We start from the raw sequence: 25,664 nt of genomic DNA, 5'->3' as shown, positions 1-25,664 counted from the left end.
GTCGTGCCGCGCAGGACGAGACGCGGGGTGAGGACGACCTCGCGGTGCTCGGTGCGGTTCTGGTCGAGGCGTTCGACCGCGGCGGTCACGGCATACCCCACCTGCTCCCGGGCGCCTTGACTGACCGTGGTGAGTTGAAGCAGCTCAGCCGGGACGGCGTGTCGTCGTACCCGACCACCGAGACCCGGCCCGGGACGGCGACCCCGGCGCGGGCGAAGGCGGCCAGAACGCCGATGGCGGACTCGGCTGGGCGGGATGCCGCAGGGAGCGGTTCAGGGGACCAACACACGCACCGCGTCCGGGGGAAGTTTTTCCGCGGCCCGGTGGACAAAGAACGCGTTCGCGCGCTGGTCAAGGCCCGGTCTGTCACCGATCCAGCGGAGCTTGCGGTGGCGTGCGAAGGCCTTCGTGTAGTCCAGCCACTGGTCTCGGGTCGGCTCCGCCTTCGTGTGGTTCCTGCGTTGCCAGAAGATGCGGGTCGAGGCGAACTCCGTGGCGTTGCCGATGCCGGGGTTGGGCAGGCCTCCGGTCAGCGCGCGCAGCGCCAGTCGCTTGGCCGACTCGGGCTTGATGCCGCTCCAGGGCACCGCCTGCGTCTTGAGATGCCGGCCGAGTTGTCCGCGTGGGACGGTCGTCCCCTTGTAGTGCCCGCCCGTGGGCACGAAGTCACGGTCGTGCATATGGGCCTCGGCCGACTTCGGGTTCCGGAGCACGGGCTGGAGCGTAGTGGAGTACGCGCGGATGAAAGAGGTGAACGTCGGGTATTCCCGGTCTTTATGCGCGAAGAGCGCGTAGCGGTTCAGCATGGCCCAGATCACGGCGGCGTTCTCGGCGTCATCGGTGCCACCGGCCTCCAGTGACACCAGCTTGGCAGCCCAGAACACGTCGTCGCGGGTGAAGGTGTACGAGAAACGCCGTCCGCCCGGCAGGTCGGCCACGAGCGACCCGAACGGTCCGGTGGGGAGGTTCGTGTCGGTCTGCTCAGTGGTGAGGTGCCACTGCGGGTCCTCCGTCCGCACCGATTCGGGTTGTCCCCACACGGTCTGCTCCCACTCGAGGTACGGATCCTCACCCGGAGCGGCTTCGGCAGCCCACTGGTCCTCCTCACCCTCCGCTTCCTCCTGCCATTCCGTCGGTTCCTGTCCCTCCTCCGGTTCCGCCGCCTCCGGGGTGCCTTCGGGCCCCCAGCGCGCGTCGAGATCCTCGCCTGCGCCCTCCCCGTACCCGTACCCCTCGTACTCCTCCGGCTCAGCGGCCTCTGACGGTTCGGCGGATTCCTCCCATCCAGTCGGCTCGGCGAACGTCCAGCGGTCGTGCTCCACCGCCTCGGCCTCTCGGCGGGGCGCGCCGCCGGACCGGTACTCCCAGTGCCAGGGCTCACGCTCGTACGGGGCGAACCCGTAGGAGCCGGCGTTGGCCTGCAACCACTGGAAGAACCAGGTGCGCCGCCATCGCTGTACGGCTTCGGGCCGGGTGCTGTTCCGGATAGGGTCCGCCGGGTCGCGTTCCTGGAGGAGATCGATCGCGATGCCGTTCTGGTGGTTGCTGTATCCGGGCGCGGCGATCCGGGAGGGGATCCGGAAGACCTCGATCATGTGCCGTACGGCCGCTTCCCCGTGTGGCCCGCCGGGCAGCCCGCTGCGGGCAGCGGCCGTCTCTTCGTAGTAGCGCCCGAAGTACGTACGCCACAGCCGCTCCTGGTGTTCGCTGCCGCGGTAGCCACTGGCCACGGTGATACGCCGGGTTCTCCTGGCGTCCTCGTCGCCGCGGCCGCGGGCGGCGGCGAGCGCCTGGTTGGCGGCGGCGAGCAGGCGGCCGGCCGCGGCGGCCGCGTCGGCCCTCATGTCGAGGTTCGTGCCGGGGATCACTGCGCGTTCGCCCGGCTCGAGGTCTCGTCCCGGCCGGCCCTTCCGGGACCGGCTGCGGGCCATGTGAGCGGCGAGCACCCGTCGGAGGAAGTCTTCCTGCGGCGGCGTCCCGGTCCAGGTCTCCCCCGTGCGGAGGCCGACTGGCCCCGCGCCGGAAGACTCCGCCAGCGCGAGGATCTCGTGCGGTGCGCGCAGAGGGCTCACGACGGGGTACGACCAGTGCCCGATCTCGGTGGGTGGTTCGTCGAGTGCGGCTGCCGCCGGCCCGCTGCCGGGCCGGTCCGACAGCGGGACCGATTCCCAGGAGGCGTGGTTCATCGGGTGGCTCCTCGTGTCAGACGCGGAGCGTCTGCAGGCTCAGGGTGCGCGAGGCGTCAAGGGAGGCAGGTGCGAGGGGCGCCGCCGCCGAGTTGCTCGTCGTCGGTGCCATTGCCGGCGCTCCGGCCGTCGGGGCGGGTGCCGGAGGCGCGAAACCCCGGGTCGTAGCGACCGCTGCGGACCTCAGGTCCCGGCCGGTGGCCAGCGACCAGTGGTGGATGATGTCCCGCAGGCGCGACCGGATCGGGTTGCCTGCGCCCGCCGGAGTCAGGGGTACGAAGAGCGCCTGCGCTCCCACCTGGCTGGAATACAGACCGGCCTCGATCTCGATGAGCAGCTGGCTGAGCAGCGGCGCGAGAACGAAGTAACTGTGCGACCGGCTGTGCGGCGGCATTCCCACGCGCTCTCCGATCCGGCTGAGCCGGTCCTCGGGACTGGTGGCCGTGGCCTGCAGGTCGAGCACCACGGGGCTGTTGTAGAGCAGCGTCATATGGAACCAGGACATCGCCGCTACGGCGACGAACTCCTCCCGGGCCAGATTCGGCAGTGTGGGCGCGCTTCCCCGTCGCTCGTTGAGCATGTTCTGCAACCGCAGGGCGAGGTTGGCAATCGCCGCCGTGTCGGTGGGCAGCGGACCGTTTACATTTACGCCCACATTGGTGTAGGCGATTCCGACCCAGACCTGTCTCAGCAACTCCTCCAGGATCATGACTAGTTCACGGTTGGCAGCCACTGCCTTCTCGTACGGGTAGACCGAACCGTCATCCGTGCCATGGTTGAGGTCCATGCCCAGCAGGCGCTGATAAGCGTTTCTCCTGGTAGCGCGCAGGTCCGGACGAAGCTGACTGTCGATCGAGAGGACGGTGAGCGGCGTTCCGCTCCGGAAGAACAGCTCCTCCGTCGTACGGAGCCATTCGAAGGTCTCCGGGCGCTGCGGGATGCCCAGCTGCTCGCCGTGCAGAAACAGGCTGAGCACCTTTCGGAAAATCTCGAACACCCTTGTGTTTTCGATGAGATACGCGTAGATGATGTGGTCGTGGACGAACGGCCGCCTGCTCATTGTGGTCAGAGCGCCCGCCAACTGCCCGTTGAGCGTCGTCGGCCAGGCGATCTGTGGTGGCGGGGTACGCGTGTCGACGATTCCTCGGAGCGGCCCTCTGTTGCGGACCGCTGGTGATCTGAAGCTGTTTCGCCAGCCGGTCTCCAGCACTGACACGAGATCAGCCGGATGTTGCTGAAAGAGGAAGTTCAGCTGTCTGTCGATGAGTGGTGTCGGCAAGCCCGAGGGCGCCGGATTGGGTGGGCTGATATGGGCCGCGATTTGACGAAACATGATGTGCTCCCGGAGATCGTACGGAGGGCGCGAACGGTCACGGCTTCCTTATTTCCAGAAGGGCTTCGGAGTTCTCTCGGGGGACTTCGGCCCAGCGAGGCGCCGTCCGAGAACCTCCGAATGAGCGATGATCTGTTGCAGCATCTGGGATTCCGTTTGGGTTCTCGAGCCGGCCTGGGCAGCCGTCGAGCGTGCCTGAGTGCCCGGAGTTCCGGGATTAGCCGGAGTCGGTGTGCCCACCTTGTCCTCCTTCGTTTCACTCGGCGGCCCGGACACCCTGTCCGAGCCGCGTCATCCAGTCCTCGAACTCCGCCGCCACCTGTGCAGCGTGCCCAGGCTCGGTGGCGGCCCGCCAGCCGGAGAGGGCCAGCAGGCGCAACGCCTCCGTGTCCAGCCAGTGCTCTGAGGTACGGAGCGACGGCCCGGCTTCCCGAGCCAGCTGGCGCAACGCGTCCGGGCGCACGCGCGCCGGGTCGACCAGCGCCGTCAGGGGCCGTCCGCCGAACGCCCGCATGGGCCGGAACAGACATACCTCGGCAATGCGCGGAAGCCACGGCACCGAGCGCTCCAGCAGCTCGCGCTCGCCCGGCGGCGCGGCGCCGAGCGGGTTCGCCAACGTCCAGGCGCGGGCAAGATCGTCCCAAGGGCCGGCCCCGTAACAACGCCTTGCCATGGCGCAGTTGAGCAACACCCTTAAATAGCCCACCGGGTGAGGGTCCCCGGGCCGAGTGACGAAGAGTCTGCTTCGCTCCCCTGCCAGGACGTCGTGGAGCGCCGCCACGGCCGCATAGCCCGCGTGGGCGAAGGCGAAGGTGTCCGCAGCGGTTTCCGACGCCCAACTCGCCCAGGACTCGCCCACCTCGACGTCGGCCGCGAGATCCTCCCGCAGGGCTGCCGCCAGCTCGTCGTTCCAGTCCAGGCTGTAGGCGACTTGATGCCCGGACTCGTGCAACAGGGCAGTGGGCCGGTGCAGGTTGTGCCGGGTGATCTTGATCGCGGCGGCGACAGTCGGGCCGCCCACGTCCCAAAAACGCAGGCCGCTGCGGAGAATGGACGCACCCATCCCCTTGTCGACATAGGTGAGGACGCGAGGGACGGGCCGGCCGAGCGGCCGCAGCACCACGGCCATACTGCGGACCGCGAGCACATCGCAGGCCCGCAGCAGCGCGCCCAGCTTGCCCGAGGTTCTCGTGTTCACGGCGTCGCCGAAGAAGTCGATCGCCGTCTCCGAACGGGCGTAGCTCCGACGGAATACGGCAATACGCCGCCGCAGCCTCTCCAGGTCGGGACCGGCGCGGGCGGCGCGCAGTTCCGCGGTGAGCACGTCGGCCTCACGGCGCAGCGCCTCGACCGCTTCCCCGAGGTGCCGCCGGATCGCCACGCCGAGTTCGTGCTCCAGCGCCTGCCAGGCACTCGCCGCGGCGAAGTTCTCCGGGTCGGAGAGGGTGCTGACGGCGCCGCGCCAGTGCGCGACCTGACGGGCGAGCTGGAGCCGGAGCGCGGCGGTGTCGTCAAGCACGGCGGTACCCAGGGATGATCTCCACCCGGATCTCGTGCGGCGCCCCGGTCAGCTCGGCGGCAAGTTCGTCGCCTCCCACCTCGGCGGTCGCGTCGGGCCGCGCCACCGTACGGTGGATCAGATCGAATCCGGGCGGCTGCACGAGGTGAACGAGCAGCGTGATGCCGTCGGCCTCCGCAGTCGTCGCGCCCACGAGCGCACACCGTTCGCGGGCGAGAGTCCGGGACAGCCCGACGCCTACCCAGGTGGCCAGCCTGCGGGCGAGGGCGGCGGCATCGGCCCGCCCCGGCACGGTGACCTCCCGTCGGAACCCACCCGGCAGCTCAGCGGCCGCCGCCCTCTGCTCCACACGCAACCAGGCATGCCCGGGGCCGGACAGCGCCCGACGCAGGGCCGTACCCACGGTACGCCGCAGCTCGGCCAGCGCTACGACCGGACTGTCGCCCCGACGCAGCGCTGCGGCCATCGTCTGCGCCCATGCCTCGGGCAGGTGAACGGCCACGCGGATCTCCCGCCTACGGCCGTCGACCACCGCGGTTACGGGAGGCCCGGCCGCCGGGCGCACCGGCCGCCGGCTCCTCTCCTCCAGCAGCGGCGCCGGGGCACCGGGCAGCTGGACGGCGTAGAAGCGCTGACCGACCCGAGGCGGACCAGGTGGCACCGCGAGCGGCCCGGGCCCGGAGAGGCGGCCGAAGGACGCGTCGGGGTGACCGTCCTGCCCGTGGCTGAGTGACGGGTCGCCGAGCAGCAGTCCAGCCGCCGCCGGGGTCAGCGGATGCAGCCACTCCCACGAGGGCCCGGCCGCGGCGTTGCCGCCGAGCGCCTCGGCCTCCGAGCTCGCGATCCTGCCCAGCCGGGTTCCCGGCACGGCCTGGTAAAGGTGGATACGGGCCCGCACCGGACCCGCGGTCCGGCACCGCTCCCGCAGATGCGCGTCGAGCGTACGCCCGCCGTGGATGCCGATGGCCCGGGCCGCCTGGGGTGTGATGGTGACGTCGAAGACGCGCAGGCACTTGCGGTAGCGGCGGGGCGCACCCCGGGGCATCCCCACCCAGGGCACGGCGGGCAGCGCGGCCTGCGGGGCGAGCCCATCCGCCCGGAGCACCTGGTGCGGGAAGCTCGCCGCTGCGGCCTCCCGGACGGCGTCCACGACCGCGGACTCCAGCAGCAGCGGGTCCTCGAACAACTCCTCGTCGAGTCCGGCCACCCGTACCGCGGTGTCCTCCACCAGGGTGGCGAGCGCTTCGGCCGCGAGTCCGGGCGCATATGCGTCGCTCTCCCAGACCGGCCCCGGCTCCCGCTCCCACCACCGCTGTTCGGCCTCCGGCTCCGGGGCTTCGAGGGTTGCCATCCGCAGCCCGGCATCGACGATGGCCCTGGAGAGCGCCGGAGTGATCCGGGGGCCGACGTACGGTGCGATGAGCCGGCCGAGGTAGTCGGAGAGGAACCGCACGACGCGTCGTCTGCCGGCCAGCCGGATGCCTAGGCGCAAGGCGGCCACCGGCAGGAATTCCTCGACCAGCCGGGTCGGGTCCTGCCCCTCCTCCAGGTGCTCGAGCCCCTGGACGAACCGCTGACGTGCCGTATCGAGCAGCGCGAGCGTGTCGTCCTGCTCGCTGTCGGCCGCCACGGCCTCAGCGGCGAGCAGTGTCTCCTGCTCGTACTCGTCGGCGGCGAAGAGCAATTCGGCCAAGGTGGCGTCGAACCTGAGCTGGAGCGCCGTGACGTCGGGGACGGCCACCGGAGCTTGCGCACCGTCCGTCACCTCGCCCGCGGTCTTCAGATAGCGCTGCGCCAACCTGGTCGCGTACGGGCGCAGTGCCAGCGGCAGCCGGTCGAGGGCGTACCGCAGGACGCGCTGCAGCAGTGGACGTACCAGTGGCGCGATCTTGCGCAGCAGGGCGGCCACCGGGACCAGCCGCCCGGCGGCGGCGACACCCCTCCGGGCCTGGCGTGCCGCCCTGTTCGCCAGCGTCGCCGCCTTGTTGCGGATGGACTTGAGGAAGTCCTCGAAGACGGGGGAGAGCTGCTCCCCTCCGGGTTCGACGGCCTCAAGGACTTCCACGATCCGGCGCTCGTTCAGGCCGCCCGGATCCTCGGCTGCAAGTGCCGCCGCCATACGTTCCAACAGGTCGTCCAGCGACTCGTGCAGTGGTTCGGACCACGTCCTCAGCAGGCGCTCGGCACGGACGAGATCGGTGCCGGGTCCCTCTGCGCTCGCAGGGAACAGCCTTCGCACATGGGCGTCCGCCTCATCGACGAGTGCCCACAGGGTCGAGTCGAGCTCCTCGTCGTACAGCTCGCCGAGCAGGGCGCGGAACTCGTCGCCCGCCGGGTCGACCATCTCGTCACCGAGCCCGTATGCGGACGGGAACGGGCTGCCGACCTCAGGCTCGACCAGCGCCGTGTCCGGGGTGGGGGTCGGCGGCCCTTCACTCAGGAGCTGTGCCGTCTCCGGAGGCCCCGAAAACTGCGGAAATCCCGACGCTCCTGGGTGCTCCGAGAACTCCGGGAAGGGCGTGTCGGGATGTGGTCCGGTCGTACGGCGGCCGGAAACGGCCGCGCCGATGGGGACGCGCCCGTCGACGGATTCGGACATGGAGGTTCCCCTCGTTGCGGTCCGCTGCCGCGGCGGAGAACGGACGCGCTGCCCTCGGCGCATGGTGGCGCGCCGGCGCTCTGCGTAGCGATCCGCCGCATTCGCAATGTAGGCCGGGGCCGCGGACCTCGCGACTCGACTGAGCCGTGCGGCCGACACTGGCACCCCGAGAACCGACGCTCACACCGGTCCGCTGCTCCTCGACGATGGGGCGAGACTCGCCGCCGTTGCCCGGACGGTCGGGTGCCGGTACAGCTCGCGCAGCCGCGGGGACGGCAGACCGCGGGCACCCAGGGCGGCTCCGATGCGGACGGCGGACAGGGATTGCCGCCGAGCTCGAAGCACGTCGCTCCAGATGTCCTTCAGGACTGCTGTGCGGTCGTCGACGGGCTCGGTGGCCGGGGTCGTGTCCCGCTCCGCAGGGCGCAGGGCGGCAGGCGCGGGGAGCTTGGCGGCATCGAGTTTGCCGTTGGCCGTCAGCGGGAGTGCGTCCAGTGCGGTGACCGTTGCGGGGAGCATGTACTCGGCGAGGAGGGCCACGGCCCGTTTGCGCACCGCGGCGGGGTCGCCTGCGGGCGACAGGGTCACGCAGGCGTCGATGCGGGCGGTTGCGGCGTCGGTGGGGTCATCGCGGTGGACCGCCACCGCGGCAGCCCGTACGTCCGGGTCTTCCAGCCGGACGGAGCGGATCTCATCGAGTTCGATGCGGAAGCCGCGAATCTTGACCCGGCTGTCGATGCGGCCGAGGTGTTCCAGGCGGCCGTCCGGGTGCACTCGCACCTTCGTCGGCGCGAAGTCGAGCGCTGCGGCCTTGGTGAGACCGACGACGACATGCCTGGCGGCGACATAGCCGGTGAAGTGCCGGTAACCGCGGCGGAGAAGTTCGTCCGTGGGCAGCGTGACACGCCCGCCGTGACCATCTGGGCCGACACCGAGACCGACGGGCTGCTCGCCGCCCGCGCCACCCTCCGAACAGGCCTGATGCCGCTGCTCGCCCGCGCCTGCATGGACGCGCTCGCCGCGTTCCCGCAGCTCAACTCCCCTGTCGATGCGGACCGTCAGGAGGTTGTCCGGCTCCCCCCGGCGCATCTCGGTTTCGCCGCACAGACCGACCACGGCTTGGTCGTCCCGGTCGTCCGGGACGCAGCCGGCCTCTGTCTCGACGACATCGGCACCGAACTGCGGCGGCTGACCGCCCTCGCCCGCAGCGGGACGCTCCCCTCCGACCACCTCACCGGCGGCACCTTCACCCTGGACAACTACGGCGGCTTCGAGGTCGACGGCGCCCCACGCCGGTCCTCAACCACCCCCAGGCCGCGATGATCGGGGTGGGCCGCATCACCGACCGCCCCTGGGTACGGTCGGCCGAGTCGAGGTCCGCAAGGTCGTCAACGTCTCCCTGACCTTCGACCACCGTGTGTGCGACGGCGCCACGGCGGCCGGCTTCCTCCGGCATGTGGTCGACGGCCTCACTGCGCGATGTGAAGCACCATGACGCGCCAGGGGACGCGTTCAAGCCGATCTGCACCGAGCGTTCACCGAGCTTTCTCGGACCGGTGCGACGCGCCCTCGGGTCGAAGGCCCGGAGCACCATGGCCTCTTGCCGCTCGACCTGCGCTGAAAGCCGCGATGGCGTGAAGGCACCCGTAGGCGTTCAGCCACTGGTGGATCAACCATCAAATCTTGAGCACAAATTCCACACATCCCTCTCTCCATACTGCCCCCCATGGTCTAGATTGACCGTGCTTCAGCTGATCGAGCACGAAGCGACCCTTGATGATCTACGCGTATAGCGCCACGGAAAGCCAGCAGTCTCGTCCCCCGGGCTTCGACGGATTCCCGCGCACCTCGAGAGTCCGGCAGGGCGTGCGGGTCCGACTGCCGCCAGGGTGAGTTGTTCGATCAGTCCCGACACAGCCGGGACGGCATGCACGGGAGGCGGGGGCCTCCTGCGGAGGGAACAGCGCGGCGCCGGGGGGCGGGGGCCTCCCGAGGGGAGGAACGGTGCGGGGGGCGGGGGCCTCCCGGGGGGAGGAACAGTGTTGGGCGAACACGTCGAATCACTGGGAACCTGGGGGGTTCTGTGCGGCAAGGGGGATTAGTCAGCCCGTTACCGTCAGCACGCGGGCGTCTGACGAACGGGGCGATCAGCCGGCCCGCGAGGGATTGGGAGCAGCGGTACCGCCGTACCGTGATCACCAGCGATACCGTGGCCACCGCCGTCGTGGTGGCGGGGATCGGCAACTTCTTCGGGGCCCGGGACGCGGCCAACTGGCATGAGAAGTGGGCCGTTCTCGCATTCGGCACCGAGCTGCTGGTGCTGGGGGCGCTCGCGGTGGGGCGGGCGTGGGCTCCGGCCGTGCTCGGCCAGGGCGCCGAGGAGTTCCGAAGACTCGGACGCTCACTGTTCGCGGCGACCGTCGTACTGGCGCTCGGCGGGATCGCGCTCACCTCGCGCAACATCAAGCTCTGGATCTTCGTCGCGATCCCCGCGATCGCACTCGTCACCATTCCGGCGCGGTATCTGCTGCGTCTCTGGCTGCACAAACAGCGCAAGGAAGGACGGTGTCTGAGACCGGTGCTCGCCGCCGGGAGCCCGGCCACCGTGCACGACCTGATCACCCGGACCCGGAAGTTCCCGCACCTCGGCTGGCGGGTGGACGCGGTGTGCACGACGGACGGTCTCGGGCTCGACGGTGACCAACTGGACGGAGTGCCGGTCGTCGGCCGGCTGACGGACGTGGCCAATCACGTCCGCCGCGACGGCTACCGCGTCGTCGCGGTCACCCCGGACCCGCACTGGTCACCGGACCGGCTCCAGCGGCTGGCCTGGAACCTCGAAGGCAGCGATGCCGAGATGGTCGTGGCCCCCGTGCTGATGGAGGTGGCGGGCCCCCGGCTGCACGTCGACGCGGTGCTGGGGATCCCGCTGCTGCGGGTCAGCATGCCGGCCTTCACCGGAGGTCGCCGGGCGGTCAAGGGGGTCGTCGATCGAATAGGCGCAACGTTTCTGCTGGTGCTGTTCGCACCGCTGATGGTGTGCGTCGGGCTGCTCGTGCTGATGGACAGCCGGGGCGGGGTGTTCTACCGCCAGCGCAGGGTCGGCAAGGACGGCCGCGAGTTCACCATTCTCAAGTTCCGCACCATGGTCACCGGGGCCCACGAGGCACGGGGGGAGCTGGCCGACCGCAACGAGGGCGCGGGCCTGCTGTTCAAGCTCCGCCGGGATCCGCGGGTGACCCGGGTGGGAGCGGTGCTGCGCCGGTACTCGATCGACGAACTCCCGCAGCTCTTCAACGTGCTCACCGGATCGATGTCGCTCGTCGGTCCGCGGCCTCCGCTGCCGGAGGAGTCCGCCGCGTACGGCCCGGACATCCGGCGGCGGCTGCTGGTCAAGCCCGGGCTCACCGGCCTGTGGCAGATCAGCGGACGCAGCGACCTGTCGTGGGAGGAGGCGGTCCGGCTGGATCTGCGGTACGTGGAGGACTGGTCGCTCGCCCTGGACACGGTGATCTTGTGGAAGACGCTGCGTGCGGTGCTCCATGGCCAGGGGGCCTACTGATGCGCGGGGGCGGCCGTCCGGCCGGCGCGCGGACCGCAGGCCGAAAGGGCCTGCCCGGGGGGAGGAACGGGTCATGAGAGTCAGCGTTTTCGGGCTCGGCTACGTGGGCTGCGTGTCAGCCGCGTGCCTGGCCGGCATGGGGCACGAGGTCATCGGGGTGGACGTGAACCAGGTGAAGGTCGACCTGGTCAACGACGGCAAGGCCCCGGTGGTCGAGGAGCGGATCGGCGAGCTCGTCGCCGAGGTCGTGCGGACCGGAGCGTTACGCGCCACCGGCGACGTCCGCGAGGCCGTCATGGACAGCGAGGTGTCGCTGGTCTGCGTGGGCACCCCGTCGGAGCCCAACGGCAGCCTGTGCACGACGTACTTGGAGCGGGTCACCGAGGAGATCGGCGCCGCGCTGGCCGAGGGGGCGGGGCAAGGGGGCCGGCACACGGTCGTGTTCCGCAGCACCATGCTCCCGGGCACCTGCCTCAACCTGCTGGTGCCGATCCTGGAGAAGTACGTCGGCGGCACGGCCGGGGTGGACATCGGGGTCGCGGTCAACCCGGAGTTCCTGCGCGAGGGCACGAGCGTGCGGGACTTCTTCGACCCGCCCAAGACCGTCATCGGCGAGCTCGACCGGGCGAGCGGCGATGTGGTGACGGCGCTGTACGACGGCTTGCCCGGCGAGGTGTTCCGGGTGCCGGTCCCGACGGCCGAGGCGATCAAGTACGCGGACAACGCGTTCCACGGCCTCAAGATCGGCTTCGCGAACGAGCTGGGCGCGGTGTGCCAGGCGCTCGGGGTGGACTCGCACCAGGTGATGGACGTGTTCCTGGCCGACCGCAAGCTGAACATCAGCCCCGCCTACCTGCGGCCCGGCTTCGCCTTCGGCGGCTCCTGCCTGCCCAAGGACCTGCGCAGCCTGGTCCACGCGGCGCAGCGGGCCGACGTCTCGGTGCCCATCCTCGCCCACGTGCTGGCCTCCAACTCCGACCATCTGCAGCGCGCGGTGGACCTCGTCGAACGCGCCGGCAAGCGCCGGGTGGGCCTGTTCGGGCTGTCCTTCAAACCCGGCACCGACGACCTCCGCGAGAGCCCGCTCGTGGAGCTGGCGGAACGTCTCTTCGGCAAGGGGTACGACCTCAGGATCTACGACGCCAACGTGAGCCTCTCCCGGCTTCTCGGCGCGAACCGCGAGTACATCGAGAGCCGGCTGCCGCACCTCGCGCAGCTGCTCGCGGACTCCGTCGACGAGGTGCTCGAGCACGCCGAGGTGTGCCTGGTCGGAACCAGGGACCCGGCGGTGCTGTCGGCGCTGCCCCACGGGGACGGCCCGGTGATCGTCGATCTCGTCCGCATTCCCGACGCCGACGCGCGCCGGACCGAACCGGGGTACATGGGCCTTGCTTGGTAACGCATCCAGCGGCGACGGGCGGGGCCGGCGCGCGCTGATCCTGGTGGAGAACCTGTCGGTGCCGTTCGACCGGCGCGTGTGGCAGGAGTGCACGACGCTGCGCGACGCGGGCTGGGAGGTGCACGTCATCTGCCCCCGGGGGGAGAAGCGGGACACGGAGCCGGAGGCGGTGGTCGACGGGGTGCGGATCCACCGCTACCCGTTGCGCGCGGCCACCGGAGGGCCGGCCGGCTACCTGCGGGAGTACGGAACGGCGTTGTGGCACACGGCCCGGCTGGCCCGCAAGGTCGGCCCGGTCCATGTGGTCCACGCCTGCAACCCGCCCGACCTGCTGTTCCTGGCGGCACGGTGGCTCAGGCGGCGCGGCGCGCGGTTCGTCTTCGACCAGCACGACCTGGTGCCCGAGCTGTACCTCTCCCGGTTCGGCCGCGGCGAGGACCTGCTCTACCGCGCCGTGTGCGCGCTGGAACGGCGGACCTACCGGGCCGCGGACGTCGTGCTCGCCACGAACGAGAGCTACCGGGACGTGGCGATACGCCGTGGCGGCCGGCAGCCGAAGGACGTGTTCGTGGTGCGCAGCGCACCCGCGATCGAACGGTTCCAACCGGTGCCGCCGGAACCGGAGTTGAAGCAAGGCAAGCCGCATCTGCTGTGCTATCTCGGCGTCATGGGCCCTCAGGACGGTGTCGACTACGCCTTGCGGGCCCTCGCGAAGCTGCGCGACGAGCTCGGACGGACCGACTGGCACGCGGTGTTCGTCGGTGCCGGCGACGCCTTCGACGCGATGGTGGAGCTGTCCCGGCGGCTCGGGCTCTCGGAGCAGGTGCAGTTCACCGGGCGCATCCCGGACGCCGACCTGGTGCGCTACCTGTCCACCGCGGACGTGTGCCTCTCCCCCGACCCGCGCAATCCGCTCAACGACGTGTCGACCATGAACAAGGTCCTGGAGTACATGGCGATGGGCCGGCCGATCGTCTCGTTCGACCTGAAGGAGGCGCGCGTCTCCGCCGGTGACGCCGCCGTCTACGCGCCCGCCGACGACGAGGCCGAGTTCGCCGGGCTCGTCGCGCGGCTCCTGGACGACCCGGAGCAGCGGGCCCGGATGGGCAAGATCGGCCAGGAGCGGGTCAGCGGGCCGCTCTCCTGGCGGAACTCGCAAGCGTCACTGCTCGCCGCCTATGCCGCGGCCTGCCGTGACCACGCTCCGGTGCGGGCCGGCGACCCGAACCGGGAAGGGAAGAGGCCGCGTCGTTGAGCGATGACACGATACGCCTGGTCACGATCGGGCGGATGATCCGTCGGCGCCGACGGCTCCTCATCATCCTCGCCGTGCTGGGCGCGCTCGTCGGCTACGGCACCTCCTTGCTGTTTCCGCCGCGCTACACGACCTCGGCCTCGGTGCTGCTGCCGGGGGCGTGGGAGGAGCGTGAGCTGCTGACGCAGACGCAGATCGCGACCAGTTCGGTGGTGATCGACCGGGCGGCCGCCACGCTCGGCCGGCCCGCGGGCGGTGGCGGCGAGCTGCGGGACCGGGTGAGCGCCGAGGCCGCCGACGGGAACATCATCAAGATCTCGGGCACGGCCGACACCCCGGAGCACGCCCAGCAGCTCGCCGACCAGGTGGCCCAGCAGTTCGTCGCGTTCGCCGCGCGGATCGCGGGTGACAGCACCGACCCCGAAGCGGCGGCGCGGCCCGAGGAACTGCGGCAGATGGTGGTGCGGACCAGCCGTCGCATCACCGAGTTGGCCGACGCGGCCGATCCGGGGCGCAGCGTGGAGAGCGTGCAGACCCGCACCGAGCTCGCGAAGCTGCGCACCACGCTGCAGGAGGCCGTCAACAAGCTGGACCAGGCCGACCCTGCCGCCGTCAGGGCCGACATGGTCGTCATGGGGCCGGCGGCCCGGCCGGCCGGCGAGGCACCGCCGACGAGGACGCAGCTCATCGTCGCCGGAGCACTGGTGTTCTTCCTGCTCGCGGTCATCGGCCATCTCACCGCCGCGCGGATGAGTCGCCGGCCGCGCACCGAACCGGAGATCGCCGCGGCGCTCGGCTCGGCGCTGCTGGGTACCGTCGACGTACCCGGTGAACGGCCCGCGCGGCGACCGGAAGACCGTGGCCCGCGGGCCCGGATCCGCCGGCTGCTGGGCGTCGACGTCCGGTGGGACGTACCGACGCCGTGGACGTCCGGCGACGAGGCCGACAGGCGGATCCGCTACCGGCGGGTGTGCGCCCGCCTCCGGGAGCAGGTGCCGGCCGCCCGGCGGCTGCTGGTCGTCGTCCCGGACGGCGACGAGATCGCCCTCCGGGCCGCCGGGCAGCTCGTCACCGAGGCCGAGAGCGGTTCCTCCGCGGGCTCTTCGAGCGGGGAGTTCCCCGTGCTGCGGGTGGTGGCGGTGTCGGTGTCCCGGCCGTTGGTGCCGGACCGCGGCACCGAGGCCGGTGCCCTGGTGGTGCTCAGCGCGGGCAGCTGGACCGCGGGGGAACTCGCCGGCATCGCCGAGGCGTGTGCGGACGCGGGACACGAGGTCGTCGGCATCGTCGTCGCCGGCACGGTCCGGGCACGGCCGACGCGGTCCGCCGACCGGGCCCCGGACGAGGCCACCCCGGCGCTCGCGGTGCGCGGTCACGCGACGGGAGGTCCGGTGTGACGACGGGCAAGACGTCGGAGTCGTCGGCCGCCGCTCCGCTGCTGGACCTGCAGGCGCTGGTGGTGGCGGTGCGCAGGCGCCGCCGGCTCTGGTGCTCCATGGCGCTGCTGGGGCTGCTGATCGGCGTGGCGGTGGCGGTGCTGCTGCCACCGCCGCCGACCGCGGTGACCAAGGTGCTGGTCGCGCACAAGGAGGACCAGCCCAACGACACCGGAACGCTGATCCGCACCGACGTCGCGCTGCTGCAGACCACGCGGATCGCCGACCGGGCCCTGCGGTTGCTCAAGTCCCCGGAAAGCCCGGCGGACTTCATGCGCGACTACCGGGGCACCGGCTTGACCAACAACCTGCTGCAGATCGATGTGACAGGTGCCAGCGACGCGGAAGCGGTGGACCGGGCCAAGGCCCTGGCCGACGCCTTTGTCGCGGACCACGTGAGACGGATGCGGGAGACCGCGAAGGCCGAGGCCGAGGCCCTGCTGGAGCAGCGTGACCGCATGCGGAAGGAACTCGCCGACGTCAACGAGGCGATCGGAGCCGGACCGACGGACAGCGGCCCGAACGGGTCGGCGAGCACGGAGTCGCTCTTCGCCCGCCGGGCCGAGCTCACCTCACGGATCGGCGACTTCGACCAGCGCGCCGAGGAGGCGCGCATGGGCGCGCCCCAGCTCGTCGCCGGCACCCAGATCGTGGACGCCCCGCGCGCGGTGCGGCACTCCCTGCCGAAGGCCGCGGCCACCAACGCCGTGATCGGGCTCGTCCTCGGGCTGGTCCTCGGGCTCTCGGTCGCCGCGGTCGGCGCGGTGGTGGCGGACCGCCCCGTGCTGCGCCGGGACATCGCGGCGAATCTCGGCGCCTCGGTCATCGCGGAGCTGCCGCGCACGCCCCGCCGGCCCGCCCGGCCGTGGCAGCGCCGGAGGACCCGGGCGGCACGCGAGCGGCTCACCGCGTCCCTGGCCCGGACCGTGCGCGGCTCCTCGGAACCGGTGTCGCTGCTGGAACTGGGCTGTGCGCGCAGCACCAGCGTGATCGCCCTGAACGTCGCCGGGGCACTGGCGGCGGAGGGGCCGGTGGCCGTGATCGACGGTCTGCCCGGCCCGCAGCTCGCAGGCCGCCGCCCGAAGCCGGGCGACCCCACCGTGGTCAGCGGCGAGCGTGCCGCGGACATGCCGCAGCAGGGGCACCGGCTCGGCGTCGGGTCGGTCGCGCCCGGCACGGCGTGGACCGACCTCCAGTACCTCGGCACCCGGACCGTGCTCGTCGTGCGTGCCGGGCACGGCAGCGCCGCATGGCTGCACACCGTGGCACGGCAGCTCGCGGACCAGCACATTCAGGTGATCGGTGTGGTGTTGATCGACCCCGATCCGCGTGACCGGACCGACGGCACGCTGTGGGACGGGATGAACATCGCGCTGCGGGGCCACGGCGAGCGGCCGGCCCGGCAGAACGGTGGGGGTTCCTCCCACGCCGTTCAGGCAGTGGCGCAGGGCCGGCGGGGGACGGAGCGGCTGCCGATGTGGGCGGCACGGGTCCCGGACAGCGACCAGGAGGCGCGGTAGGACATGTGTGGCATCGCAGGCACGTACCGATGGCCGGACGGAAAGGCCGTGACCGACCGGCTCACCGACACCCTCGCCCACCGCGGTCCGGACGGGGCGGGCCGGTACAGCCATCCCGCCGGTGACGGCGAAGTGCACCTCGGACACCGCCGGCTGGCCATCATCGACCTGTCCGGGACCGGCGCCCAGCCGATGGTCTCGGACGGCCTCGTCCTGACGTACAACGGCGAGCTGTACAACGCGACCGAACTGCGGGCCGAGTTGGCGGCCGCGGGGGTGCGCTTTCGCGGTACCTCCGACACCGAGGTGCTGCTGGAGGCCTGGCGGCGCTGGGGCACGGACTGCCTGCCCCGGCTGCGCGGCATGTTCGCGTTCGGCGTCTTCGACGAGCGGACGGGTGAACTGGTCCTCGCCCGGGACCAGTTGGGCATCAAGCCGCTGTTCCTGCTCCGGCGCGGCGAGGGTCTGGTGTTCGCCTCCGAGCTCAAGGCGCTCGCCGGCGCGACCGGCGGGCCGCTCCAGGTGGACCAGGCGGCGCTGGTGGCCTCACTGCTGTACTACTGGGTGCCGGACTCGCGCTGCGCGTTCCGGGAGGTGGAGAAGCTGCCGCCGGGGAGCTGGCTGCGGTGCCGGCCCGACGGCCGGGTGGAGCGCGGCCGGTTCTGGAACCTGAAGGACGTCGCCGCCGAGGGCCGGGAGCGGGCCCGGGCCGGGGAGCAGCCGGACCTGGCCGCCGTCGTCGAGGAATCGACCCGGCGCCACCTGCTCTCCGACGTACCCGTGGCGACCTTTCTCTCCGGCGGCCTCGACTCCAGCTACCTGACCGCGCTGGCGGCCCACGAGCGGCCCGGGATCTCCGCGTACACCATCGGCTTCCGCGCCGAGGACGCCAGGTTCGAGGCGATGCCGGACGACCTGCGCTACGCCCGGCAGGTGGCCGAGCGGTTCGGCGTCGACCTGCACGAGATCGAGATCGCCCCGAACGTGCTCGACCTGCTGCCGCGGATGACGTACCACCTGGACGAGCCGATCGGAGACCCCGCCGCGATCAACACGTTCCTGATCTGCTCGGCCGCCCGGGAGGCCGGGGTCAAGGTGATGCTCTCGGGGATGGGCGCCGACGAGTTGTTCGCCGGGTACCGCAAGCACCTGGCCAACCTGATCGCGCTGCGCTACCAGCGCGTCCCGCGGCCTCTGCGGCGCGGGGTGTCCGGGGCCGTGGACCGGCTGCCGGTCGCCACGTCCCGCCGGGGGTTCCGGTCGGTGCGCTTCGCGAAGCGGTTCCTCTCCTTCGCCGATCTGCCGGAGGAGACCGCGTTCCGGCGCAGCTACACCATGTACGACCAGAGCGAGCTGCTCGCCCTGCTCGATCCGGACCTGGCCGGGACGGTCGAGGACGTGCTGACCGAGCACGCGGACGTCTACGCGGACAACGATCTCGACGACTTCGTCAACCGCATGTGCCTGACGGACGCCCGGATGTTCCTGCCGGGGCTGAACCTCACGTACACGGACCGCTCCAGCATGGCCGCCTCGACCGAGGTGCGGGTGCCGTACGTGGACGTCGAGGTGGTCAGGGCGGCGTTCGCCGTGCCCGGTGACCGCAAGATCGTCGGACGGCAGGGAAAGGCCGTCCTCAAGGAGGCGGCCGCCTCGGTCCTGCCCCGGGAGATCGTGTACCGGCCCAAGGGCCTGTTCAGCGCCCCGCTGCGCGCCTGGATGAGCCGGGACCTGGCACCTCTGGTGCGCGAGGTCGTCCATGACGGCGAGCTCGTCCGCTCCGGGTTCCTGCGCCGCGACGCGCTGGCGCGCATGGTCGCCGAGGACGCCGCCGGGCAGCAGGACTTCTCCAAGCATCTGTGGCACGTACTGACCCTCGAGTACTGGTATCGCGACGCGACCTCCGGGTCCCGCCAGAGCACTCGGTTGACGGCTTAGGAATCACGGGAGTTCGTGTGAAGCAGGTTGTGCAGAACTACAAGAGCGGCGAGCTGGCGGTGCTCGACGTGCCGGTGCCGGGATGCAAGCCGGGCGGTGTGCTGGTCCGCAGCGCCTTCTCGCTGATATCCACCGGGACCGAGCTCATGAAGGTGTCCGAGGCCGGCATGTCGATGCTGGGCAAGGCCCGCTCCCGCCCGGACCAGGTGGCCAAGGTCATGCAGAGCGTGGCCACCAACGGGGTGCCCGCCACCTACCGCAAGGTGATGGGCAAGCTGGACTCCTACACGCCGCTGGGCTACTCGCTGTGCGGGGTCGTCGAGCAGGTCGGCGCCGGGATCGACGACGTGAAGGTCGGCGACCTGGTGGCCTGCGCCGGCAACGAACACGCGTTGCACGCCGAGCTCAACTGGGTGCCGAAGAACCTGTACACCCCGGTGCCGGACGGTCTCGCGCCGCGGCACGCCGCCTTCGGCACGGTCGGGTCGATCGCGTTGCAGGGCGTCCGCCAGGGCGAGCCGCGGCTCGGCGAGGTGGCGCTGGTCATCGGGCTCGGGCTGATCGGGCAGCTGGTGGTACAGCTCCTTGCCGCCTCGGGGGTCCGCGTCGTCGGGGTCGACCCCGACCCGGCGCGCTGCGAGCTCGCCGAACGCCTCGGCGCGGCGGCCTGCGGCGATCCCGACTCCTCGGCCGTGGAGGCCTCCGTCGCCGAACTCACCGGCGGTCACGGCGTGGACCAGGTGTATCTGGCCGCCGGCGGCGGCAGCAACCAGCCCGTCGAGCTGGCCGCCCGGCTCTGCCGGGACCGCGGCCGGGTCGTCGACATCGGCAAGTGCCGCCTGGACCTGCCGTGGAACGCGTACTACGAGAAGGAGCTCGACGTCCGGTTCTCCCGGTCGTACGGTCCCGGTCGCTACGACCCGGAGTACGAACTCGAAGGGCGCGACTATCCGATCGGCTATGTCCGCTGGACCGAGCGCCGCAACCTGGCGTGCTTCCTCGACCTCGCCGCCCGCGGCAGCGTCGACGTGGAGCCCCTGATCTCCCACGTCGCCGACTTCGACGACGCGGTGGAGACGTACCGGAGCCTGAAGGACGGCGAGTTGAAGGCCGTGGCCGTGCTGTTCCGGTACCCCGGACGGGAGGTGGAAGCGCAGGCTCCGACGGTGGCCGTGCCCCCGGTGAACGTGCGGCCGAGCCCGGCCCGGGCCGCCAGGACGCCGGTGCGGCTCGCGTTCGTCGGCGCGGGCAACTACGCCACGTCGATGCTGCTGCCGCACCTGGCACAGCGCGAGGGCGTCGAGTTGTCGACGGTCGTCACCACGACGGCGCTGTCCGCGACCAACGCGCAGCGGAAGTTCGGCTTCGCCGAGGCCACCACCGATCTCGACGCCGTGCTCGGCGACAAGTCCGTCGACGCGGTGTTCGTGGTCACCCGGCACAGCTCGCACGCCGAACTGACCCGACGGGCGCTGCTGGCCGGCAAGGCGGTGTTCGTGGAGAAGCCGTTGGCGCTCAGCGAGGACGAGCTGGCGGGCGTGCTCGCGGCGGTGGAGGAGTCCGGCAACGACCGGCTGCAGGTGGGCTTCAACCGCCGGTTCGCGCCGCTGCTGCGGGAGGCCAGGCAGCGGTTCGGCGCCCGGACCGGCCCGGCGAGCCTGCGCTACCTGGTCAACGCGGGCCGTCTCGACCACGGCAGCTGGTACCTCCAGCAGGGCACCGAGGGCTCACGGTTCGCCGGCGAGGGCGGACACTTCATCGACACGGCGAGCTGGCTGCTCGGGGCCGACCCGGTCTCGGTGTACGCGATCACCACACCCGGCAACGAGGATCTGCAGGTCCTGCTGCGCTACCCGGACGGGTCCACCGCCACCATCAGCTACGTCACCACCGGTTCGCCCGGCTTCCCCAAGGAGACGCTGGACATGGTCGCGGACGGCAAGGTGCTGCGGCTCGACGACTTCGTCCGTGCCTCGGTGTACGGCAGCAAGCGATGGGTCAGTTCGCGGCTGCCGAAGGCCCGGGACAAGGGCCAGAACGCCGAACTGGCCGCGTTCGTCAAGGCCGTACGGACCGGCGGGCCGATGCCGGTGCCGCTGGAGTCACTGGTCGCCACCACCGCGGCCACCCTCGCCGTGCAGGCCGGCCTGGCCGGCGGCGCGCCGGTGACGTTGGCGAGAGCGCGATGACCATGAGCGCGGGCTGGTACCTGCGGCGGCTGTCCCGGATGGGACCGCGGGAGGTCGGCGGCCGGGCGGGCGACGCGGTGCGCAGGCGGCGGTGGCGTTCGGCTCCGCCGCACTGCCCGAACGTGACCGGCGCCCGGTTCACCGCGGTGCTGCCCGCGGGGACGATCGCCGCGGTACCGCCGGACGCCGCGAAACGCCTCATCGCCGAGGCGGACCGGCTGATGGCGGGGCACGCCGAGTTCTTCGGGGTGGTCCGCGACGACCTGGCCGCCCCGGACTGGTGGTACGACCCGAAGACCGGGCGCCGGGCGCCGGGTGGCTACGCCTTCGACGTGCCCTACCGGAACGAGGACGCGGTCGGGGACATCAAGCAGATCTGGGAGCCGTCCCGGCACCAGTACCTCACCGTGCTCGCCGCCGCCTACGCGATCACCGGGGACGAGCGGTACGCCGAGCGGGTGGCCGAGCACCTGCGGTCGTGGTGGACGGTCAACCCACCGCTGCGCGGCGTGCACTGGATCAGCGGCATCGAGCTGGGCATCCGGCTGCTGTCCTGGGTGTGGATCCGCCGGCTGCTCGACGGCTGGCCGGGCGTGGCCGGGCTGTTCGAGGGCAACCCGGTGGCGCTGAACCAGATCTGGCACCACCAGCGCTGGCTGGCGGCCTTCCCCAGCCGGGGGTCTTCGGCGAACAACCACGTCATCGCCGAGGCCGCCGGGCAGTTCGCCGCGGCCTGCGCGTTCGGGTGGTTCCCCGCCTCGGCGCGCTGGCGGGCCGACGCGCTGCGGTCCCTGGAGCGGCATCTGCGCGGCAACACCTTCGTCTCCGGCCTCAACCGCGAACTGGCCACCGAGTACCACGGACTGGTGCTGGAGCTCGGCCTGGCCGCGGTGGCCGAGGCGGACGCGGCGGGCGTGCCGGTCCCCGCGACCGTCCGCCTTGTGCTGCTGCGGATGACCGACGCGCTCGCGGCCGTCGTGGACAACCGGTTGCGGCCGCCGCGCCAGGGGGACGCGGACGACGGGCACGGTCTGGTCGTGGACGGCGCGGGCACCGACCGCTGGGCCTCGCTGCTGGCCACCGGGGACGCCGTGTTCGGCCGGCTCGCCTGGTGGCCGGCGGTGACCGGCACCGATGTGCGCACCCCGCTGCTGGCCGCGCTCATCGAACCCACTGAACTGGCCGTGTCCCGCCCGGTGAGCCGGCCGGCCCACTTCGCCGACGCGGGGCTCACCACCCTGCGCGGTCCGGAGAAGATCTGGTGCCGCTGCGACGGTGGCCCGCACGGCTTCCTGTCCATCGCCGCGCACGCCCACGCGGACGCGCTGTCCGTGGAGGTCCGGCACGACGGGGTCGACGTGCTCGCCGACCCGGGGACGTTCTGCTACCACGGGCAGCCCGAGTGGCGGCAGTACTTCCGGTCCACCCTCGGCCACAACACCCTGCAACTGGACGACGGTGACCAGTCCGTCTCCGGCGGCCCGTTCCTGTGGACCCGGCATGCCCGCAGCCGCGTCCTGGTCGCGGATACGTCCGAGGAGGGGGTGGCCCGCTGGTGCGCCGAGCACGACGGCTACCAGGAGTCCGTGCACCGCCGCCGGGTGGAGCTGACGGCCGCAGCCGAGGAGCTGAGGGTGGTCGACGAGGTGCGCGGCCCGCGCCGGGCCGTGCGGCTGGCGTTCCACCTCGGCCCCGCGATCGCAGCGGACCTGGTGGGAAACCGGGCGGTGCTCACCTGGACCCGCGACGGCGAGGACCGCTCCGCGGTGCTCGACCTGCCCGGGCAGCTGGTCTGGCGGGCGCACCGCGGCGAGACCGACCCGCCGCTGGGCTGGTACTCCGCCGGCTTCGGGCGCAAGGAACCCGCCACCACACTCGTCGGCACCGGCTTCGCCGACGGCGTGGAGGGGTTCACCACCGTGCTCGGGTTCCGCGGCTAGGGGGGCGCGTGGGGATCAAGTGGCGGCACTGGGCGTGGCCGGCCGCGCCGCTGGCGCTGGCCCTGCTCGCGGCGACCGGCTGTGAGAGCACGCCGGGCGCGCGGCCGAAGCCGACCGCTGCGCCGTCCACGTCCGTGGCGCGGGTGTGCGACAAGCCGGCGGCCGGGCCGGCGAAGGCGCCGGCGGGCGCGGTGACGGTCGATCCCACGGTGGCCGGTGACCTGGCGGCGAAGACCAAGAGCAGCCCCCCGAACACCACGTTCTGGCTGCGACCGGGCAGGCACAGGCTCGAACCGGACCGCTACGCCCAGGTCCTCCCCAAGGAGGGGAACACCTACCTCGGCGCGCCGGGAGCGGTGCTCGACGGCCGGAAGTCCAACCAGTACGCGTTCGGCGGCACCGCCCGGGGCGTCACCATCCGCTACCTGACCGTGCAGGGTTTCGTCGCACCGCATGACGAGGGCGTGGTCAACCACGACTCGGCCGACGAATGGGTGGTCGAGCACGCGACGATCCAGAACAACTCCGGCGCCGGGCTGATGGCCGGTGCCCGCCAGCGGGTCCGCGCCAGCTGCCTGCGCGGCAACGGTCAGTACGGCATGAACGCGTACAAGGCCACCGGCCGGATCAGCGGCCTGGTGGTCGAGGGCAACGAGATCGCCGGCAACAACAGGGACGACTGGGAGCGGCGGCGGAAGGGCTGCGGCTGCACCGGCGGCATCAAGTTCTGGGCGGTCAACGGCGCCGATGTGCGCGGCAACTGGGTGCACGACAACCGCGGTGCCGGGTTGTGGGCGGACACCAACAACAACGACTTCCGCGTCGAGGACAACGTGCTGGAGGCCAACGACGGTGCCGCGCTGATCTACGAGACGAGCTACAACGCGGTCATCCGGAACAACACGATCCGGCGGAACAACCGGGTCGAGGGCCGCAGGTACGCCGACCGCGGGGACAACTTCCCGTTCGCGACGATCTACCTGTCCGAGTCCGGCGGCGAACCACGGATCAGAGCCCGCACCGACAAGATCGAGATCTATCGGAACGTGCTGGAGAACAACTGGTCCGGCATCACCCTGTGGGAGAACGCCGACCGGTTCTGCAACAGTCCGGCCAACACCTCCTCCGGTGACTGCACGTTGCTGGTGAAGGACACCGGCCGCTGCGCACAGCCGGGAATCGCCACCGCACCGCTCTACGCCGACTGCCGGTGGAAGACCCAGCGGGTGGACATCCACGGCAACCGCTTCGTGCTGGACAAGTCCGTCGTCGGCTGCACGGTGAAGTGCGACCGCATGGCGGTGCTGGCCAACTACGGCACCTATCCGGACTGGTCGCCGTACCAGGGCGAGCGGGTGGCCGAGGCGATCACCCGCGAGCAGGGCAACCGCTGGCACGACAACGTCTACCTCGGACCCTGGACGTTCGTCGCCCACGACCCGAGCCGGCTGCTGGACTCCGGGCAGTGGCAGAGCACTCCGTACCGGCAGGACGCGGGCAGCACCTTCCGTGCACAGGAGGGTGGTTGAGATGCGCGCGGACACGGGCGCGGACCACACGTCGAGGGTCGTCGGGACGGCCTGGGGGCTGCTGATCCTCAACACGCTCGGTTCCGCCGGGGCGAAGACCATCGTCCCGCTGCCCCGCTCCCTCATCCAGATGGTCACCATGGGTGCGCTGGTCGCCGCGTTCACGCTGGCGCTCGCGGTCAATCTCCGGCTGCGTATCCGGGCCAGCGCCTTCCTGCTCCTGCTCACCTTGCTGCTGGTGCCGAGCGTGATCTCCAGCGCGGACCTGGAGTCCGGGTTCGGCGCGCTGTTCCGCTGCGCCCGGCTGGCTCTCTTCCTCGGCACGCTGTGGCTGCTCAGCCGCTGGTGGGACGGCGGCCCGACGTTCGTCCGGCACCACATCCGGATGTACTTCGCGGTGCTCGGGTCGGTGGCCGCCGGCCTGGTCATCTCACCGGGCGCCGCCCTGCCCGAGCTCTACGGCGGACGGCTGGTCGGCGCGTTGTGGCCGCTCACCCCGCCGCAGATCGGACAGTACGCCGCGGTGATCATCGGGCTCACCGTGCTGCTCCTCATGGGCCGTCGGACCGACAGGACCAGCGCGGCAGTGGTCATCGTGCCGTCCCTCGTCCTGCTCGCGCTGACCCACACCCGGACGGCCACCCTCGGCCTGCTCGCCGGGCTGACGTTGGCGATCGGCTCGCTCTTTCTGACCAGCGCCGCCGCCCGCCGGTTCTTCACCTGGGCGGTGCTGTGCGCCGCCGTGGCCGCGGTGGGTTTCGGCTCCGCGCTGCAGGCCTGGTTCCTGCGCGGACAGAGCCAGGAGAACTTCACCAGCCTCACCGGCCGGGCCAAGGTCTGGGACGCCCTGCTGGCGGCGCCCCGGACGGCCTCGGAGTACGTGTTCGGCGCGGGCCTCGGCGACAAGTCGTTCGGCGGGCTGCCGATCGACAACAGCTGGCTGGCCGTCTACCACGAGCAGGGTATGGCCGGTGTCGCCCTGGTGGCGGCGTTCCTGGTCGTGCTGGGCGGCGTCGCCCTGCTGCGGCCGCCGTCGCTGTCGAGGGCCTGCGCGATCTTCCTGATCAGCTACTGCGCGATCGCGTCGTACACCGAGGCCGGGCTGGGCGACGCCTCGCCGTATCTGCTGCATCTCACCGTGGCCGCCTCGCTGCTGGCGGCACCTGCCGCGGCCACTCCCCTCACGACGCCCGAAGCCTCGACGCCCGCAACCCCTCGACGTCCCGTCCCGCGATGGGCCCGGAGATCGGAGGTGACCTGAA

Annotated in this window: 18 protein-coding genes; 12 read left to right on the top strand and 6 right to left on the bottom strand. The window is 71.6% G+C overall.

What is annotated here, in order from left to right; all coding sequences use genetic code 11:
- Positions 1–85 precede the first annotated feature (85 nt).
- From SSQG_RS43805 to SSQG_RS34990, 6 genes are all read right to left on the bottom strand, one after another.
- Positions 86–289 (bottom strand): substrate-binding domain-containing protein, encoded by a 204-nt coding sequence (locus tag SSQG_RS43805; RefSeq protein WP_003994731.1) that lies wholly within the window; start codon positions 287–289, stop codon positions 86–88.
- A complete protein-coding gene (locus SSQG_RS35010; RefSeq protein ID WP_003994730.1) occupies positions 273–2,186 on the bottom strand; it encodes a M15 family metallopeptidase in 1,914 nt (637 codons plus the stop codon). Before SSQG_RS35010 ends, SSQG_RS43805 begins: the two co-directional genes overlap by 17 nt.
- Positions 2,187–2,202: 16 nt before the next feature.
- Positions 2,203–3,519 (bottom strand): hypothetical protein, encoded by a 1,317-nt coding sequence (locus SSQG_RS35005; RefSeq protein ID WP_158681165.1) that lies wholly within the window; start codon positions 3,517–3,519, stop codon positions 2,203–2,205.
- 256 nt (positions 3,520–3,775) lie between these two features.
- Positions 3,776–5,038, bottom strand: coding sequence for a hypothetical protein (locus SSQG_RS35000; RefSeq protein ID WP_003994727.1), 1,263 nt, complete (start codon positions 5,036–5,038; stop codon positions 3,776–3,778).
- Positions 5,031–7,637 carry a hypothetical protein gene (locus SSQG_RS34995; RefSeq protein ID WP_003994725.1) on the bottom strand — a complete coding sequence of 869 codons (2,607 nt, stop codon included), beginning with the start codon at positions 7,635–7,637 and terminating at the stop codon, positions 5,031–5,033. The genes SSQG_RS35000 and SSQG_RS34995 overlap by 8 nt, the downstream gene beginning before the upstream one ends.
- Before the next feature lie 180 nt (positions 7,638–7,817).
- Positions 7,818–8,411: an AMP-binding enzyme gene (locus tag SSQG_RS34990; protein ID WP_052310389.1), complete on the bottom strand. Its 594-nt coding sequence runs from the start codon at positions 8,409–8,411 to the stop codon at positions 7,818–7,820.
- A 57-nt stretch (positions 8,412–8,468) separates the two neighbouring features.
- On the opposite strand from SSQG_RS34990, the gene SSQG_RS34985 reads away from it, so the two are divergent.
- From SSQG_RS34985 to SSQG_RS34935, 12 genes are all read left to right on the top strand, one after another.
- Positions 8,469–8,960, top strand: coding sequence for a 2-oxo acid dehydrogenase subunit E2 (locus tag SSQG_RS34985; RefSeq protein ID WP_338117298.1), 492 nt, complete (start codon positions 8,469–8,471; stop codon positions 8,958–8,960).
- 28 nt (positions 8,961–8,988) lie between these two features.
- Positions 8,989–9,132, top strand: a complete 144-nt coding sequence (locus SSQG_RS43800) for a 2-oxo acid dehydrogenase subunit E2 (protein ID WP_338117314.1) — start codon at positions 8,989–8,991, stop codon at positions 9,130–9,132.
- Positions 9,133–9,720: 588 nt separating this feature from the next.
- Positions 9,721–11,199 (top strand): sugar transferase, encoded by a 1,479-nt coding sequence (locus SSQG_RS34980; RefSeq protein ID WP_003994724.1) that lies wholly within the window; start codon positions 9,721–9,723, stop codon positions 11,197–11,199.
- Positions 11,200–11,272: 73 nt separating this feature from the next.
- The gene (locus SSQG_RS34975; protein ID WP_003994723.1) at positions 11,273–12,598 is read left to right on the top strand and encodes a nucleotide sugar dehydrogenase; all 1,326 of its coding nucleotides are present in this window, start codon (positions 11,273–11,275) and stop codon (positions 12,596–12,598) included.
- Positions 12,588–13,853, top strand: coding sequence for a glycosyltransferase family 4 protein (locus SSQG_RS34970; RefSeq protein ID WP_003994722.1), 1,266 nt, complete (start codon positions 12,588–12,590; stop codon positions 13,851–13,853). Before SSQG_RS34975 ends, SSQG_RS34970 begins: the two co-directional genes overlap by 11 nt.
- The gene (locus SSQG_RS34965; RefSeq protein ID WP_039934280.1) at positions 13,850–15,247 is read left to right on the top strand and encodes a Wzz/FepE/Etk N-terminal domain-containing protein; all 1,398 of its coding nucleotides are present in this window, start codon (positions 13,850–13,852) and stop codon (positions 15,245–15,247) included. The genes SSQG_RS34970 and SSQG_RS34965 overlap by 4 nt, the downstream gene beginning before the upstream one ends.
- Entirely contained in the window at positions 15,244–16,806 is a 1,563-nt protein-coding gene (locus tag SSQG_RS34960) for a Wzz/FepE/Etk N-terminal domain-containing protein (RefSeq protein WP_003994720.1), read from the top strand. Before SSQG_RS34965 ends, SSQG_RS34960 begins: the two co-directional genes overlap by 4 nt.
- 3 nt (positions 16,807–16,809) lie before the next feature.
- A complete protein-coding gene (asnB, locus tag SSQG_RS34955; protein WP_003994719.1) occupies positions 16,810–18,744 on the top strand; it encodes an asparagine synthase (glutamine-hydrolyzing) in 1,935 nt (644 codons plus the stop codon).
- 17 nt (positions 18,745–18,761) lie between these two features.
- Complete coding sequence (locus tag SSQG_RS34950; RefSeq protein WP_003994718.1) at positions 18,762–20,933, top strand: bi-domain-containing oxidoreductase; 2,172 nt, start codon at positions 18,762–18,764, stop codon at positions 20,931–20,933.
- Positions 20,930–22,873 (top strand): heparinase II/III family protein, encoded by a 1,944-nt coding sequence (locus SSQG_RS34945; protein WP_003994717.1) that lies wholly within the window; start codon positions 20,930–20,932, stop codon positions 22,871–22,873. Before SSQG_RS34950 ends, SSQG_RS34945 begins: the two co-directional genes overlap by 4 nt.
- An 8-nt stretch (positions 22,874–22,881) precedes the next feature.
- The gene (locus tag SSQG_RS34940; RefSeq protein WP_003994716.1) at positions 22,882–24,402 is read left to right on the top strand and encodes a right-handed parallel beta-helix repeat-containing protein; all 1,521 of its coding nucleotides are present in this window, start codon (positions 22,882–22,884) and stop codon (positions 24,400–24,402) included.
- A gap of 1 nt (position 24,403) precedes the next feature.
- A complete protein-coding gene (locus tag SSQG_RS34935) occupies positions 24,404–25,663 on the top strand; it encodes a hypothetical protein (protein WP_003994715.1) in 1,260 nt (419 codons plus the stop codon).
- Position 25,664 lies beyond the last annotated feature (1 nt).

Origin of the sequence: Streptomyces viridochromogenes DSM 40736, assembly GCF_000158955.1 — a bacterium.
Lineage (GTDB): Bacteria > Actinomycetota > Actinomycetes > Streptomycetales > Streptomycetaceae > Streptomyces > Streptomyces venetus.
Note: the sequence above shows the minus strand (reverse complement) of the source record. Positions and strands in the feature narration are given on the sequence as shown.